Consider the following 15,102-nt stretch of genomic DNA (forward strand, 5'->3'; position numbering starts at 1 on the left):
CTCAGTAGTTGGTGTCTAGCTCGCTGTAGTCTTCTTCCTTCTCTGGAACTTCTTCGGCCTCAACTTCTTTCAACACTTCCTCAAGACACTTAGCAACTTCTTCCTTGCTGATCTTCCTGAACTTCTTCTCCTTTACTGTAATCACTGCAACTTCTATGTTATCCGGAGATGGCTCCTCCATGGTTTTTGCAAGAGCAAGCACGGCAAGCTTTATAGCGTTTTCAAGTGTCATGTCGTCTCTGTACTTCTCCTCGAAGATTGCCATTGCCGTGTTTCTTCCGCTTCCTATTGCAACCGCTTTCCACTCAAAGTATGCACCACTTGGGTCTGTTTCAAAAAGTTCAGGCTTTTCATTTACACCCGCCATCAAAAGGGCGACACCAAAAGGCCTAACTCCGCCATATTGCGTGTGCATCTGCTTCAGATCACAAATCTTCTTCACCAAAACGGTGAGCGGAACTGGCTCTCCATAGGTTAAGCGATAGATTTGAGCTTCTAAACGAGCCCTGTCCACAAGAACTCTCGCATCGGCTATTATTCCACTTGAAGCAGCAGCTATGTGGTCATCAATCTGGAAAATCTTCTCATAGCTTTCCGGCTCTATAAGCTTACTTGTTACCCTCTTTTCTACAGCCAAAACAACTCCATCTTTACACTTTACTCCCACGGCAGTTGCTCCTCTCTTAACTGCCTCTCTTGCGTATTGGACTTGGAAAAGTCTTCCATCAGGGCTGAAAACCGTTATTGCCCTATCATACCCAGCTTGCGGTGGTACAAACGCCATTTTTCATCACCTCTAAAGTTATCGTAATAGGTTATATTAGGAATTCCTTAATTCCCTTTATATACCCTCCGATGTGTAAGTTATCGGCCAATAATTAAAATTTTTCTCTAAAGTTATTTCCACCCAAACTCTTTCAAGAATTTTAACTTAAGCCTCTTTATAGTTCCAGACACTCCAAGCGTTCTTATTATCGCTTTTGAACCGTTTATCTCAGTAACCATAGTTAAAGCAAAGCGAAGTTCTTCTACGTATTTTCTATCACACCTCACTATTCCAGTCTGGGTTTTCTCATCAAATTTTATAAACCATGGTTTTACCCTTGCTGTGCCAAGCTCGCCCAAGGTTTTAAGGGAAGCATTCCACAGCGCTTTCTTTATTTCGTCCTTGTTGAAGGGTCTCTCCCCAATTACCTGAAAGGCTATGTAGCGGTGCTTGTCGCGAAGCGTTGGAGGTAAAGTCTTTGGTTTCTCCCTCATGAGAGGTCTTTCCGCATTTGGGATTTATTAAATTATCTCAAAAACTTTTAATGAACGAAACTCGAATTACTTATGATGAGAAGAGGAATCGCAGAGCTCCCCCTTCACGGTGGACACGTGCCAAGATGGCTGGCATTGAGAATGAAGCGGTTAGCTGAGCTTGTTATAAAGCTTCTTGTGGACGAATATGGCACTCAAGGTGTTCTTGAAAGACTTGCAGACCCGGTTTGGTTCCAAGCTCTCAACAACTTGATAGGCATGGACTGGGATTCTTCGGGAAGCACCACCGTAACAGCTGGCATAGTAAAGGAAGTCCTCTCAAAAGAGGACCTTGGGATAAAAGCGGCCGGTGGCAAAGGGGCAAAGAGCAGAAAGACACCGGAGGAATTAAAGCAGATAAGCAGACTCTATGATCTGGAGGCAGAGGAATACATAAAAACCTCAAGATTGGTTGCCAAAGTCGATAGCGTTGCCCTCCAAACTGGCTACCAGCTCTATCATCACGTCTTCTTTGTTGACCAAGAAGGGAGATGGGCAATTGTACAGCAAGGTATGAATCCCCAGGTAAAGCTCGCCAGGCGCTTCCACTGGTTCTCTGAAAAAGTTGAGTCCTTTACCTTAGAGCCGCACAAAGGTATAAGCGGAATTAAAGCAGAGCATGCTTTAAACACCATCGCCCGGGAAAGCAAAGAATACCAAAAGACTCTGCTCGACGTAGTTTCAGAAAGCCCCACAAAAATTGAAAGGGAAGTCAAAAGTGTAGAGGCGCTTTCAAAAGGGTACATTCCGTTCTATAAGCCCTATGAAAAGAGAGAGGTTTTGTCAATACTGAAAAGATACGAGAGCCTCGGAAAAATTGAGCTCAACAAAAGAGCCCTGGAACTGGCAAGGGAGCTTGGAGTAAGCAGCTATGATGAACTTCTGCTTATCAAAGGTCTGGGGCCAAGCACCTTGAGAGCTCTATCGCTCGTTCTTGAGCTTGTTTATGACGTCCACCCATCGTGGAAAGACCCCGTCACTCATCCACCTGACCCCTTCAAGTTCGCCTACGCCGTCGGTGGAAAGGATAGGGTGCCGTTTCCCGTTGAGAGGGGCACTTACGATGACCTGATATCTTTTCTCGAGAAGCTTCTTGAGAAGGGCAAGGAAGAAAGGGAAGTCGTCAAACAGGTAACAAAAATCACCAAGAAGTGGAAGTTTCCTGAGGAGGAGAAAAGACCAACCTAAGCACTAACGAGCCCGAATGCAAAGCAAGCTCCCCTGAGGCAGGTTGAGTTCCCTGGCTATCGGCCTGCACTTGGCCTTTAGAAGGTAGAAAACCCTTCTATCTTTCCTCTCGCTGAGGGTCTCAAAGTTCCCCTGTCCTTTCGCTATTATCACGTCCGCTTTCTCAAAGACCTCCATGAACTCCTTCGAGACCAAACCAAAAGGAACTCCCACGATGCGCGTTCCCGTCGAGATTACCTTGCCGACTTCCTCGAAGCCAACTTTTTTTAAGTCTTCAACTGTAGCGTCGTTTATTATAGGGCCATCTTTAGCCGCGATGTAGATTTCAAGGTGGGGAAATGTCTCCCTGAGCTTTTTAAGGAACAACAAGTCGAAGTATATCTCGCCGCAATTGTCCGTAAGATAGAGAAGCCTTTTAGCCATTGAAAGTTCCTTAAGCAGTTCCTCCGATTCATCTATGTAAAGCTGTTCCTTCATCATTGCCCTCACATCGTCCTCCAGCTCCTCGGGAGAATAGCCAACGGCAAAATCCACCACGTTCCCTATGATGGCAAGCTTGATGGCTTCTTTAAGCTCCACATCTTCGAAATCCTTTACGATTTCCTCTGCAAGCTTGTTGGAGAGCTCTTTGTATTTTCTGAATGGGTCATAATTCCCAACTGTTCTGTAAACGCCTAAAAATACCTCGCTCCCAAAGATCGCTGGAATTGAATTTTCACTGATGGAGCTCATTAGTCTAGCGGCTTCTATGATGCCCTTTTTTCTAAGCTCTATATCCTCGGTAGCCATTTCAACTATTCTCTGACACTGGTTCGCAACGCAGGCAAAGCACTCATAGTGAATCTTCATAATCACCACCACACTTAGCACCGCATAGGGGTTTATTGCTTTTGCGCAAGCAGAGAACCTCTGCAAAGGCAGTCCCATTAAAGTTTGTAGCTCCCCCTTGAGTGCCCACAGTGGGAGATTTTAACCAAATAATGTTCACTTTAGGGAGGAGAACAACTCAAGACAAGCTTAGACACAGGGTCCCCCCACTTTTGACACCTTTTGGGCATCGATTTGACCTTAAGCTCGTTACTCCAAGGCAATTTAAGAAGTTCTCACTTCAGCTACAAGCTATTCAAAGAGAAAGCCCTTTTTCATAACATCCTTTAAGGAGAATTCTGCCATCCAAATCACCTCAAAAGTACAAACCTCCCAGAATAGCTCTTTGAAGAAGAATCACAAACCTTGGTCAAACTTCGCGAAGGCGAAGTTTGTGTTGGTGGGCCCGCGGGGATTCGAACCCCGGACCTCCACCTCGTAAGGGTGGCGTCATAACCAGTCTAGACCACGGGCCCGCCCAAAGCATTAAAGTAAAAGTCCAAATATAAATCTTTCGCTCAAAATTATGGTAGTGCTCCCCCTACTTTATCTCCTCAGCCGCTCTTATTTTCTTAACCAAAGCAACTCTTCAAGAAAATCAGTCAGAAAGGTTCTCGTTTTAAGAGAAAAATCCCCCAATAGCAAGAGAGATGCACCAAAACCAGCGTTTTAAACCCTTTGGCAAACTTTCCTGCCCGAGTAAAGAGCTTATACCTACTCACCCATTCACCGAAAAAGGTATAAAAGCTAAGATTTATATGGGTCTCAAAACAGTCAAGAGAGGCGAGACCGGTGGAGCGAGAGATCACCGAAGAGAAACTTAAGAAGTATTTTGAAATCACAAGAAAAGCCCTTGAGAAGCTTGAGATAGCAGTCCATGAAAAAAGTCTCCTCTTCTCTGTAGCGCAAGACTTTTTAACCATGGCAAAGAGCTACTATAGCGACGCTGAATACTACTACAAAAAAGGAGACTACGTCACCGCATTCGCCGCCTTGAACTACGCTCATGGCTTTATTGACGCGGGAGTTAGGCTTGGAGTGTTTAAAGGAGAAGATGACAGACTATTTGCGTTCGGGTGAGGAAGATGGGAGATTATATAGTCGTCCTTGAGGCTCCAATAATAGTGAGAGACGTTGAAACTCCGGATGATGCGATAAACGTTGCTGTATCAAAGGTGGCAAAGGCTCTAAACAAGGAAAAGCTCGACTTTGTGAGGGTTGAAATAGGCTACTCTCAATGCCCTGTGTGTGGTTCGCCCTTTGAGAGTGCTTTTGTTATCGGAAGCGTGGGTCTGGTTGGGATTTATTTAACGCTTAAGGTGTTTAATGCCCAAAGTCTCGAGCATGCAGAGAGAATTGCCAAAGCCGTGGTTGGAAAAGCTCTGAAAAAAGTGCCTTTAAAGGTTTTTGAGATTAAAGAGCTCCACAACGGAAAAGAGGAAGAAGGCGTAGAGATTGACGATAACAACGGCATTTGAATTTGTGTTTTTCGTTTTTTGCCGGGATTTATAATTTGGGGTTTATCGTTTTTAGCTTTTTCTAAACAAAACTTTTAAGCTTCCTTGTTGCAAGGGACAACATAACTTTTGGAGGTTTTGAGATGGCGAAGTTCATCTTTGTAACCGGTGGAGTAGTGAGCGGGCTTGGAAAGGGAATAACGAGTGCTTCACTTGGAAAGCTCATGAAGTCAAGAGGCTTTAAAACGACGAACATCAAAATAGACCCGTACATCAACTACGACGCTGGAACTATGAGCCCATACCAGCACGGAGAAGTTTTTGTGCTTGACGACGGGGGAGAAGTTGACCTCGACCTTGGAAACTACGAGCGCTTTTTGAACACAAACCTAACATTCGACCACAACATAACAACCGGGAAGGTATATTCTGCCGTCATAGAAAAGGAGAGAAGAGGCGACTACCTAGGCGCAACCGTCCAAGTTATCCCCCACATCACTAACGAGATAAAGGAGAGAATAAGGAGAATCGCCAAGGACTACGATGTAGTCGTTGTGGAAATAGGCGGTACAGTGGGAGATATAGAAAGCATGCCATTCCTCGAGGCAGCACGTCAGATGCAGCTCGAAGAAGGAAGGGACAACGTTGCTTTTGTCCACGTAACCTACGTTCCAAAGCTCAAGGTTGTTGGAGAACAAAAGACAAAGCCCACCCAGCACAGCGTTAAAGAGCTCCGTTCACTGGGAATTCAGCCAGATGCCATAGTGGCCAGAAGCGAGGACCCGCTTGAGGAAGGGGCCAGAAAAAAGATAAGCCTGTTTACAAATGTACCTGAGGAAGCAGTGATAAGTGCTTACGACGTTGAAGACACCTACGAAGTCCCGCTCCTCCTTGAGAGGGAAGGCCTTGGCAGATACCTCACCAAGAGGCTCGGGCTAGAGGACAGGGAACCAGACTTAAAGGCATGGGAAGAAATGGTCAGGAAGTACAAGAGTCTGAAGGAAGAAGTTGAGATAGCGATTGTAGGAAAGTACGTTAAGCTTGCCGATTCATACCTCAGCATAAAAGAAGCCTTGAAGCACTCAAGCGTTGCCAACGACGTGAAAGTGAAGATAAGATGGATTGAAGCGGAAGACCTAGAAAAAGAAGGGTTTAAGCTCCTTGAAGGGGTTCACGGAATAATAGTTCCAGGCGGATTTGGAGCGAGGGGAAGTGAAGGTAAGATCATGGCAATACAATATGCGAGAGAAAACGACATTCCATTCTTGGGAATATGCTTTGGCTTCCAGCTAACCGTTGTGGAGTTCGCAAGGCACGTCCTTGGTCTTGAAGGAGCAAATTCAACAGAGATAGACCCACAAACGCCGTATCCAGTTGTTGACCTTATGCCCGAACAGAGAGGTCTCGACAAGCTCGGTGGCACAATGAGGCTTGGAGCGTACCCAATAAAAATAAAGAAGGGCACCCTCGCCCACAGGGTTTATGGCAAAGAGCTCATTTACGAACGCCATAGGCACCGCTGGGAGGTAAACCCAGAGTACGTTAAACAGCTTGAAAAAGCAGGTCTTGTTTTCAGCGGCATAGCTGGAGACGATGAAAGAAGAATGGAAATTCTTGAGCTACCAGATAAGCACTACTTCATAGCAACTCAGTTCCATCCGGAGTTCAAGTCAAGACCAATGAACCCAGCCCCGGTGTTCAGAGAATTGGTAAGAGCGGCAAAAGAGAGAAAAGCCTAAACTTCAAACTCTTCTATTACTTCTTCTTCAGTTCTTCTCTTTGAAAACTCAAGGTAGAGCATCAAGCCCCCAATTGAGAATAACGCCTGGATTAGGGCTTGGAATGGAGCCTGCAGAATATTGGCTATTAAATTCGCAACAAAGTCTGTTCTTCCTAGGAAGAGAAGGCCAATGAAAGACGCCGGGACTGCTAAGAGGAAAAAGCTTGACACAGTAAGTAGCGCTCCAAAAGCTATGGAAGAAAGTTTGTTTTTGAAAGCCAGCGAAAAGCACGCCAAAGAAGCGCTGATGGAGTTGCTTAGCACGTAAATAGGCACCGCCATTGAGCTCGCCCCTACTACAAACAAGACTAAAGTTATCTCGGCCAAGATGAGGAGAAGGAGTAATACCAAACTCCCCCCTGAGAGAAGTATCAAGCCGCTGAACAAAAACAATGGGAGTAAAAGGATTGCAGAGCCTATAATCCCAACAATTATGGTTATCAGGAACACTTGAAAAACGTGCATTATTCCCTCATATATTAGGTCGATGAGCAAATACTCTTTCCCTTCCTCCGCCAGTAAAGCACCTTTTATCACGGCATACTGGCTCAAAGCTTGGAGGAGAAATGTTATGAGCACAAACACCAACAAAAACTTGAAGAAGTCTGCAAGCTCGGTGAGCATTTCCTGAGAAAAAGTGCCATGTTCTTCAAAGATAATACTCTCATCGCTGCTTTCCGAAAGTTCAGAAAAGCTCTCAAAGGTTGGCATTTCCATCACAAGATATGCAGAAATCGGGCTCAAAATAATTGAGATCATCAGTGGAATCAGCAAAAGCTTGGGATTTTTTGTAATAGCGACAATAGTTCCGGCAAAAGCGTTTACAGCGCCCATCTGCACCACCAAGGAAGATAGAAGAGTTATGGTTTTAAGGGTTTTGGAAGGGAAAAGATTTATAAGCAAATCTCTAAAATGCCCATAGGGTTAAGATCATCATGAGGTGAGAGTTATGGCTATCTGGCAGGGAAGATCACTCAAAAAGCCTTCAGGTGGAAGAATTATACTCGCAAGAAAGAAGAGGAAGAGGGAGCTCGGAAGAGAGCCAGCCTTCACAAGGGTAGTTGAAGACAAAGAAGAAAGAAAAATAATTAGAACATACGGTGGCAACAGGAAGGTCAGGCTCGTAAAGGCAGTTTACGCAAACGTCTTTGAGAACGGAAAGGGTAGGAAAGTAAGAATCCTCAGCGTAGTTGAGAACCCAGCCAACAGGCAGTACGTTAGAAGGAACATCATTACAAAGGGTGCAATAATACAGACAGAGGTTGGAAAGGCAATCGTTACCTCAAGACCGGGCCAAGATGGCGTTGTAAACGCCGTTCTTATCAAGGAAGAAAATGCCTGATTTCTTTCTTTTCTAAAGTCTTATCTCTAAACCCTTATATACTTGAACTCCCTATTTATTTTGGTGTAACCGATGGAATATTCACGCATTGAGAAAATACTTGCGAGTCTTTTTGTTATTTTTCTCCTTCTGGCGAGCATAAATTTCCTCAGGGAGCTCGAGAACGTTCCCCAGAGGCCGAATTATGAGTATTACCTAGAAAAATATGGGATAAGTGCTCTTCTCGAAAATCAAAGTCGCTTAAGGGAGCTTGATAGACAGCTCTTCGAGATGTATCAAAAGGCCGAGAGTAATTTAACCGAGGCGGAGAGAGTTTATCTCTTCAAAAGGGAGGAGTACAGAGTCGCACTTGAAAGTGGAAATGCGACAGAGGGGCTAAAAGCCGAATACCTGAGGGCAAAGGAAGCCTACGAGAAAGCTTATTTCCAGTATCTAGGAGCAAAGAGCGCCTATGAGCAAACTCACGAAAAGCTGGAGGAGCTCAACTCAAAGATCCAAGAGCTTATGAAGAAGGCAAACGAAGAATACAACAGAGCATACAATGCATACAGACTTAAGGTTCTTATGCTAAAGCTTTCGTTTGCCATTCCGATTTTCATAGTATCGCTTTTGCTCCTTAGGCGGTATAGAAACATCTACACGTCTTCGCTGATAGCGTATTCTTCGCTGCTGCTTATTTACCTGCTCCTTTCTGCAATATGGAGCACAGTCCAGCTTATAGGCATAAGCCTCTTTGGAGCACTTGCAACACTCTTAGCCCTCTACTACCTGAGAAGGGAGTACTTCAAGCCTGAAAGGGTTTACAAGAGGAGAATTGCCCAGGATAAGTGTTACAACTGCGGCTTCCCCATAAAGGATGACTATCTGCACTGCCCCAACTGTGGAGCAAAGTTAAAAGAAAAGTGCGAGCACTGCGGGGCTTTGAAGCCTATTCACCTTCAATTCTGCCCATACTGTGGGCAATAGCCTCCATTTCGGGCTTTATTATTTTTATTACCCTTTCTTTTAGCTCTTCTATTCCAATGCCCTTTTCAGCGGAAATCCTTAGTGGTTCAATTCCCTTGCTTCTGAGGAACTCTTCTATCTTCTTTATTTTTTCTTCGTCTGCAATGTCTATCTTGTTCAGTACGACTATGAATGGAAATTCGCCGAATTCCTCATATATTTCCTCAAAAAGGTGCATCTGCTCTTCTATTGGGAAGCCACAGTACTCACTTGGATCAAAGATGTAAATTATCAGCTTGCCCAAATGCTTTAACGCCAAGATCGCCTGCTTTTCTATTTCGTTTCTTTCGCTCAGTGGCCTGTCAAGCAAACCTGGGGTGTCTATAACCTGATACTTCATCCAGTGCTCCTCGAACTGGCCGACGTTTATACCCTTTGTTGTGAAAGGATAGCTGGCAACTTCGGGCTTCGCGTTTGTGAGCTTTCTCAAAAGGGTGGACTTTCCGACGTTTGGATGACCCGCTATTACTATTGTTGGGAGATCGAGGTCAATCACAGGCATGTCCTTTAAAACGTCCCTAGCCTTGTTGAGGTACTCAAGGTTGTCGGCTATGTCTTTTATGACGCTGGCTACTCTTCCGTAGAATTCCCTTCTCAGCCTTGCAATCTCCTTTGGATCTCTTGAATACCGTATCTTTTCCACGTATCTCTCTTCCAGCGTTCTTATGGTTTTTATTGCCCAGTTTACTGAGGCCAAAGCCTTATGAAACATCCTCCTGTCAACCAGTATATCTAAGAGCTCCTGATAGAATGGAGGAAGGGTTGAAACACCTGGTGTCCTATCGAGAATTTTTCTAAGGTTATCCCTAATAACGTTTGAGACAGTCCTTATTCTAAGCTCCTCTCTTTGTCTCGCTTTACTAACCACACTCCCCCTTGGATTAAAGGCTGAAGCGGCTTTCTCAGCTCGCCTAAACGCTTTGTCAATGAGTTCATCCGCGAGAAGTATAGTCGGCATTTTCTCAAATGGGTTTCTCATCTCTCTCACCTTTCCTCTCCTATTGTCTCGCCTTTAGTAGATTTCACAGTGGGTTTTTAAAGGTGTTGATTAAAACCTATCCAGTATTTTTGGAATCTCCTGTGGCTCAAGGGCAGTCTCGACGATATAGCCCTTTTCCACCAAAATTTTGTTGAAGAGCTCTTCTCTCTTCCAGCCGTCTAAAGTAAAGTCTCCGTAAAACATGACCTCCGGAAGAAGGAGCACTCCCAGCTCAACCTCTGGGAGCTTTTCAACTTCTCTAAGGACATCATGAGCTGTCAATAAACCGGCAGTTCCTATATTACCTCCGAATAATTCATTTTTGACCATTACGACGTTAATTTTTGGGAAGAGGCGTTTGATTTCTGGATAAGCTAGTTCCCCGGTGAAAATATACGTCGGTAGGGAAGGTTCAACATTAAAAGGCTCCAGCGGAATCTTGAATTCCCCAAGCAGAGCCTGAAATATTGGAGGGATAACTATCTTTAGGTTGAGCTCCTTCTGCTTCTCAAGAGCGACGTTCTTAACAAAGAGAAGCTCTTCCCGTGTTAATGCCCTCGTCCTTGAATATCTAGTTACTCCAATAGGGAAAAGTCTGGCTTCATGGACACCAAAGTCCTCCAAATCGTCCAAGATTTCCCCTATATCGGAAACGTTGTAGCCGGGAGTTAAGATTATATCCGCTATGACCCTAAAGTTCTCCACAACCTTAGGTAGAAGGTCAATAACCTTCCCAGCGTTTCTGTTTTTCATGAGCCTAATTCTTACGTCCTTCTTTGTGGTGTGGAGAGAAATCTGAATCTCATCAAGCCCCGCTGAGTGCAAACTCTCAATCCTCTTTTCATCAAAGCAAACGTTTGCACTAGTATCAGTCACCCTTATCCACAAATCATAGTGCTTTCTCGCATAGGCTATCCTGTTTTCGAGGTCAGGATCATTAAGAGTATCGTGCTTAGAAACGCGGTATATCATCTGAGGCGGATTCTGCACAAGGTAACAAAAAACACAATCATTCCCACATGGACCGGCTTTTGAAGATGGAGGAATTATGAGCAGGTCTTCCCTCTCATCTACCATGTCGAGCTCGTACTTGGTTATCTTCCTAAGCTTATAGTCTTCCGTTAACTCATACATGGTTGAAAAATTAAAGAGAGGGTTTAAAAAAGGTTGGATGGATAAAATATCCTACTTGCCTGCTATCCTCACGTTCTCAAATGCCATTGCCGGAACAACCATGCTTCCTCCGAAGGGCAACACTTTTTGCTCCTTGCTTACCTCGTAGAGGTTTGGCAGCAGCTCGTAAATGTTGCCGCTCATCATGAAAACTGTGGAGCCCTTTATTTCGCCGTTCTCTATCAAGAACGCTGGGTTTGCCACAACTGCAAAGTTTCCGTTGTCTGGGTTGCTTGAGTGAGCCCCTTGGAAGCCGTCCACGAGGTAGCCGTGCTCTATCTCCCCTATAATCTCATCAAGACTTCTTTTGCCGTTTTCGATTACAACGTTGTGGAAGCCTATGTTTATTCCACCCGTGGACAAGTTTCTCTTTCCGTTCCCGGTACTTTCAACTCCGTGAACCTTTGCCCAGTAGTTGTCCCAGATGAAGCCTTTAAAGACACCTTTCTCGATTATCACGTTTTTCCTGGTTGGCACTCCTTCATCGTCCGCTATCACCGGGTTTATGCTGAGCTCATGGAATGGGTCATCGTATATCGTGAGGAGGTCGTTTGAGACGTTTTCTCCTATTTTGTTGGCTAACGGGGTCGTTCCCTTGACGAGTCTTTCTCCGCTGAACGCTGGGAAGAGAGCATAGGATAGTAGGCTCGAAAGTGCCCATGGTTCTATAACTACTTTCCCTTCTCCCGTTTTGCTTTTCTCAACCTTAAACGCCCACTTAACTTTCTGCAGAGCATTTTTAACAACGGTTTCCACATCAAGGTCGAGGGAAAGCTTTGCATCAAACTCGAAAATACCCGGAGTTACTCTGCCCTCTTTCATTCCAACAAGCTCAATGTAGAAGAAAGCGCCTCCACTCTCTTGAGACACGTTAACTCCGTGAGAATTCATTATCAAGCTTTCTCCCCATTCTGCTCCTCCTTCGCCACCTGCTACTACTATTCCGTCTTCCTTTGCAAGCTCTATGCCTCTTCTCGCAAGCTCTACAAAGTAGTCTGGGGAAACCTCTTTGAGTTCTTTATCAACTTTTCTCGGCTCCCTGTATTTTCCTGGTTCTGGGAGTGAAACCCACTTCTCATCGGGTTTGTTGAGTTTCGCCATCTTGTATGCCCTTTCTATGGCTTCTTTGATTTTTTCTTTGTCTGCAGTATCAACTATCGAAACCCCGAGCCTTTTGTCCTTAATGCCCCTGATAACGGTAACAACTCTCTCCCTTAAAGCTGAAGTGGAAACCTCGTTGAGCTCAATGTTAACGCTTGCACTTCTGCTCTTGTAAACGGCAATCTCAAGCTCATCGAAGAACTTCCCTCCAAAACGAATCAGCTCTTCCATCTTTATCACCTCCTTTGCGAGCTGGAAGCCTCTAAGGGGAGGAAAGCCCGCTTTGCAATATTTCTTGCTGCATTCAAATCCCTATCCAGTTGAAAACCACATTTTGGGCATTTAAACACCCTCTCATTTTTAAAGCCCTTAACATAATAGCCACAATTTGAGCACATCTTTGAGGTTCCTCTTGGGCTTACGAAGATGACAGGTACGCCGTGCAACTTTGCCTTGTAGATTATCTTAGTTATGAGGTCGGCATAGCTCCAACGGTGCAAAATTTTCCTTAGTTGCTTTGGTCTTTTTTGCCTCTTTAGACCTTTCAGCTTCTCCAGAACAATCGCTCTGTTTAACTGCTTTGCCTTTAGAACAAGCTCCTTAGCAATTTTGTGGTTTAGGTCGTTAACAAACTTTTTGTCTTTGTGATTTGTCTTAGCATAAATGCCAAACTTCTTCATAAGCCTTTGTTGCCTTCTTGCAGTCAGTTTTTCCAAATGCTCTTTGTGTTTTATCAATGCATCTCCTTGAACCCTCATAACTTCTCTTCCCTTCTCGTCGCTTGCCACTAATAAATTGTAGTATCCCAAGTCCACACCAATTGCTCCAATAGGCTTTACTGGCTCTTTCTCTGGAACATTAATTGAGAGAAATGCGTACCAGTCCTTGCCGATGCGTTTTATTATTACCCTACCGTGCTTGTATTGAAGATACTTCTTGAATTTCTTTGGAACGTATAAAGGCAAGTAAACCCTCTTGCCCATCAGCGGGACGACCAGCCCGTTATTTTCTATCTTGACATCAATGCCCTTGAAATAAATAACATCGGAGTGGAACTCTGGGAAGTTCCCCCCGTTCTTAAGCCAAGAGCGGTGGATTTCGATTGCTAAGTTCATAGCATCCTGAACGACATTGCTATGTAGTTGGGGGTATTTGTCCCTAATTCTCCTATAAGCGAAGCGGTGTAGATTGCCCCTATTAGGCTTCTCCCCGAGTTGTGCAATTGCACTAAGCCAATCATTAACACAGGCTCTGAATGCCCCTATAGATTGTTCTAACATCCATTCTTTGTTCCTTGTTAGTGGTCTCATTTTCATCTTCAGCGTGAGCTTCATCTTACGCACTCATTGTATTTTTGCGTAAAGTTTTTAAATACTTTTCGCCTAACCTTATAGTGAGGGTGCCTCTGGCCGTGCCCGATGACACCAACCTGCCCGATGCCCCGCAGGCGACTGCGGTTAAGGGCGTTCCCTGTGGGAACCCTCGCCCTTCAGGGCGGGGAGGAGGTCAGCCTATTATTATTCCTCCATCAAAGCGCATGTGTGGACCACCAGAGCTGACAAAAGCGGTCTGTCCCTTTCCACATCTTCCCATTTCGAGACCAAAATCATTTCCTACAGCAGTTATCTTCTTTAACGCCTCAATCGCGATTCCGCTTATCGAGGTGTCCCTTATGGGCTTCGTTATTTCACCGTTTTCTATCATGTAGCCCTCTTGGACTCCTACCTGGAAGGCTGAGTTGAGCTGCGCCTGACCTCCTCTGAAGTCAACCACGTAGTATCCAAACTTAATGTCCTCTATCATCTCCTCGAACTTCCAGTCCCCGGGCTCAAAGATCGTGTTGCGCATCCTTATTATCGGCGGATAGGTGTAATTTTCAGCCCTTGCATGGCCATTTGGCTCCATGCTCCACTTGTGGGCGTATTCACGGTTGAGCATTATCTCCTTCAAGATACCGTTTTCAATGATGTGAATATCCTTAACAGGAACACCCTCGTCATCGTATTTGTCATTTCCAAATCCACCTTCAACGATGCGCTCGCTCATGGTGACGTATTCGGGAGCAATTTGCTTGCCAATTAAGTCCTTAAACGGCGAGTTTATTGTTAAGTCTGCTTCCGCAAGATGTCCAAGGGCTTCGTGAGCTATAAGGCCAACAATTATCGGACCCGCCACTATTGGGAACTCTCCTCTCTTTGGTGCAACTCCCTGAAGCTGGGCGTGAACTTTTCTTATGACCCTTTTGGCAACTTCTTCATTTGGTTCTTTCTCCTTGAAGAGCTCCCAGCCATAATCCACTGCTCCAACTTCATCTCTCGCAGCTGCAAGCTTCTCTCCCTCTTTACCCGTTGCCCAAACGTATTGCCATACGTAGTTCAAATCCCATTTTATCTTCGTGCCCTCGTTTGTTATGAGGATTTTTTCACCGCTTGCGTCTTCATAGCGAAGCCAAGTTGATTTTATGGCTTTGTCTTCTTTGAGAAGAGCTTCCAGATCCATTAGCCTCTCAACCTTTTCCTCTATTGGAACATCTCTGGGCTTTATTTTCATCTTGCTCTTCACGAAGTCTTGATGGGCTTTTATCTCCGCAAGCTGAATCTTTTCTTTTTTGGCTTTTGCAGTTGCCTTCGCAAGTTTGTATGCACTCTCTATGGCTTTTTCAAGGTTCTCAAGCCTGCTTGTTGATGCAAATCCCCAAGCTCCATCCGCTAGAACCCTGATTGCAACTCCCATTTGCCCTTTGCCAGCAAAAGTTGTAAAAGTCCCGTCTTTGAGCTCCAAAGTGTTCTTGCTAATGTTCTCATAGCGAATCTCTATGTACTCTGCTTTAAATTTCTCAAGAGCCCAGTTAAGAGCACTTTCTAATTTCTCCTCCATTGTGTATCACCCACAATCTAAAGGTTCAGACGAT

Annotated in this window: 15 protein-coding genes and 1 tRNA gene; 6 read left to right on the forward strand and 10 right to left on the reverse strand. The window is 44.8% G+C overall.

What is annotated here, in order from left to right:
- Position 1: 1 nt before the first annotated feature.
- Both psmA and NF865_RS04120 read right to left on the reverse strand, forming a co-directional pair.
- Positions 2–784 carry an archaeal proteasome endopeptidase complex subunit alpha gene (gene psmA / locus NF865_RS04115; RefSeq protein WP_253305321.1) on the reverse strand — a complete coding sequence of 261 codons (783 nt, stop codon included), beginning with the start codon at positions 782–784 and terminating at the stop codon, positions 2–4.
- Between the two features lie 113 nt (positions 785–897).
- Complete coding sequence (locus NF865_RS04120; protein ID WP_253305322.1) at positions 898–1,260, reverse strand: ribonuclease P protein component 2; 363 nt, start codon at positions 1,258–1,260, stop codon at positions 898–900.
- Positions 1,261–1,332: 72 nt separating this feature from the next.
- On the opposite strand from NF865_RS04120, the gene NF865_RS04125 reads away from it, so the two are divergent.
- A complete protein-coding gene (locus NF865_RS04125; protein WP_253305323.1) occupies positions 1,333–2,487 on the forward strand; it encodes a DUF763 domain-containing protein in 1,155 nt (384 codons plus the stop codon).
- A 3-nt stretch (positions 2,488–2,490) separates the two neighbouring features.
- Here the strand turns inward: NF865_RS04125 and NF865_RS04130 are convergent, their stop codons facing one another.
- Positions 2,491–3,336 carry a damage-control phosphatase gene (locus tag NF865_RS04130; RefSeq protein ID WP_253305324.1) on the reverse strand — a complete coding sequence of 282 codons (846 nt, stop codon included), beginning with the start codon at positions 3,334–3,336 and terminating at the stop codon, positions 2,491–2,493.
- Between the two features lie 416 nt (positions 3,337–3,752).
- Positions 3,753–3,830, reverse strand: a tRNA-Val gene (locus tag NF865_RS04135).
- A 316-nt stretch (positions 3,831–4,146) separates the two neighbouring features.
- Between NF865_RS04135 and NF865_RS04140 the strand changes: the two genes are divergently transcribed.
- The 3 genes from NF865_RS04140 (at position 4,147) to pyrG (ending at position 6,550) form a co-directional block, all read left to right on the forward strand.
- A complete protein-coding gene (locus NF865_RS04140; RefSeq protein ID WP_253305325.1) occupies positions 4,147–4,434 on the forward strand; it encodes a DUF357 domain-containing protein in 288 nt (95 codons plus the stop codon).
- 5 nt (positions 4,435–4,439) lie between these two features.
- A complete protein-coding gene (locus tag NF865_RS04145; protein WP_253305326.1) occupies positions 4,440–4,832 on the forward strand; it encodes a DUF555 domain-containing protein in 393 nt (130 codons plus the stop codon).
- A gap of 122 nt (positions 4,833–4,954) precedes the next feature.
- Entirely contained in the window at positions 4,955–6,550 is a 1,596-nt protein-coding gene (pyrG, locus tag NF865_RS04150; protein ID WP_253305327.1) for a glutamine hydrolyzing CTP synthase, read from the forward strand.
- On the opposite strand, the gene NF865_RS04155 is transcribed toward pyrG, so the two are convergent.
- Positions 6,547–7,434: a hypothetical protein gene (locus NF865_RS04155; RefSeq protein ID WP_253305328.1), complete on the reverse strand. Its 888-nt coding sequence runs from the start codon at positions 7,432–7,434 to the stop codon at positions 6,547–6,549. The genes pyrG and NF865_RS04155 overlap by 4 nt on opposite strands.
- A gap of 106 nt (positions 7,435–7,540) precedes the next feature.
- Here NF865_RS04155 and NF865_RS04160 point away from each other — a divergent pair, with 106 nt between their 5' ends.
- Both NF865_RS04160 and NF865_RS04165 read left to right on the forward strand, forming a co-directional pair.
- Positions 7,541–7,933 (forward strand): 30S ribosomal protein S8e, encoded by a 393-nt coding sequence (locus NF865_RS04160; RefSeq protein WP_253305329.1) that lies wholly within the window; start codon positions 7,541–7,543, stop codon positions 7,931–7,933.
- Between the two features lie 72 nt (positions 7,934–8,005).
- Positions 8,006–8,899, forward strand: a complete 894-nt coding sequence (locus tag NF865_RS04165) for a zinc ribbon domain-containing protein (RefSeq protein WP_253305330.1) — start codon at positions 8,006–8,008, stop codon at positions 8,897–8,899.
- Here NF865_RS04165 and NF865_RS04170 read toward each other — a convergent pair.
- The 5 genes from NF865_RS04170 to NF865_RS04190 form a co-directional block, all read right to left on the reverse strand.
- Positions 8,862–9,917 carry an NOG1 family protein gene (locus NF865_RS04170; protein WP_253305331.1) on the reverse strand — a complete coding sequence of 352 codons (1,056 nt, stop codon included), beginning with the start codon at positions 9,915–9,917 and terminating at the stop codon, positions 8,862–8,864. The genes NF865_RS04165 and NF865_RS04170 overlap by 38 nt on opposite strands.
- A 69-nt stretch (positions 9,918–9,986) precedes the next feature.
- On the reverse strand, positions 9,987–11,051 hold the full coding sequence (locus NF865_RS04175) for a DUF512 domain-containing protein (RefSeq protein ID WP_253305332.1): 1,065 nt from the start codon (positions 11,049–11,051) through the stop codon (positions 9,987–9,989).
- Between the two features lie 51 nt (positions 11,052–11,102).
- Positions 11,103–12,422, reverse strand: coding sequence for a TldD/PmbA family protein (locus tag NF865_RS04180; protein WP_253305333.1), 1,320 nt, complete (start codon positions 12,420–12,422; stop codon positions 11,103–11,105).
- Positions 12,423–12,427: 5 nt separating this feature from the next.
- Positions 12,428–13,525 carry an RNA-guided endonuclease InsQ/TnpB family protein gene (locus NF865_RS04185; RefSeq protein ID WP_253305536.1) on the reverse strand — a complete coding sequence of 366 codons (1,098 nt, stop codon included), beginning with the start codon at positions 13,523–13,525 and terminating at the stop codon, positions 12,428–12,430.
- 172 nt (positions 13,526–13,697) lie between these two features.
- Entirely contained in the window at positions 13,698–15,068 is a 1,371-nt protein-coding gene (locus NF865_RS04190) for a TldD/PmbA family protein (RefSeq protein ID WP_253305334.1), read from the reverse strand.
- Positions 15,069–15,102: the final 34 nt, after the last annotated feature.

This window comes from Thermococcus aggregans (genome assembly GCF_024022995.1).
Classification (GTDB): Archaea; Methanobacteriota_B; Thermococci; order Thermococcales; family Thermococcaceae; genus Thermococcus_A; species Thermococcus_A aggregans.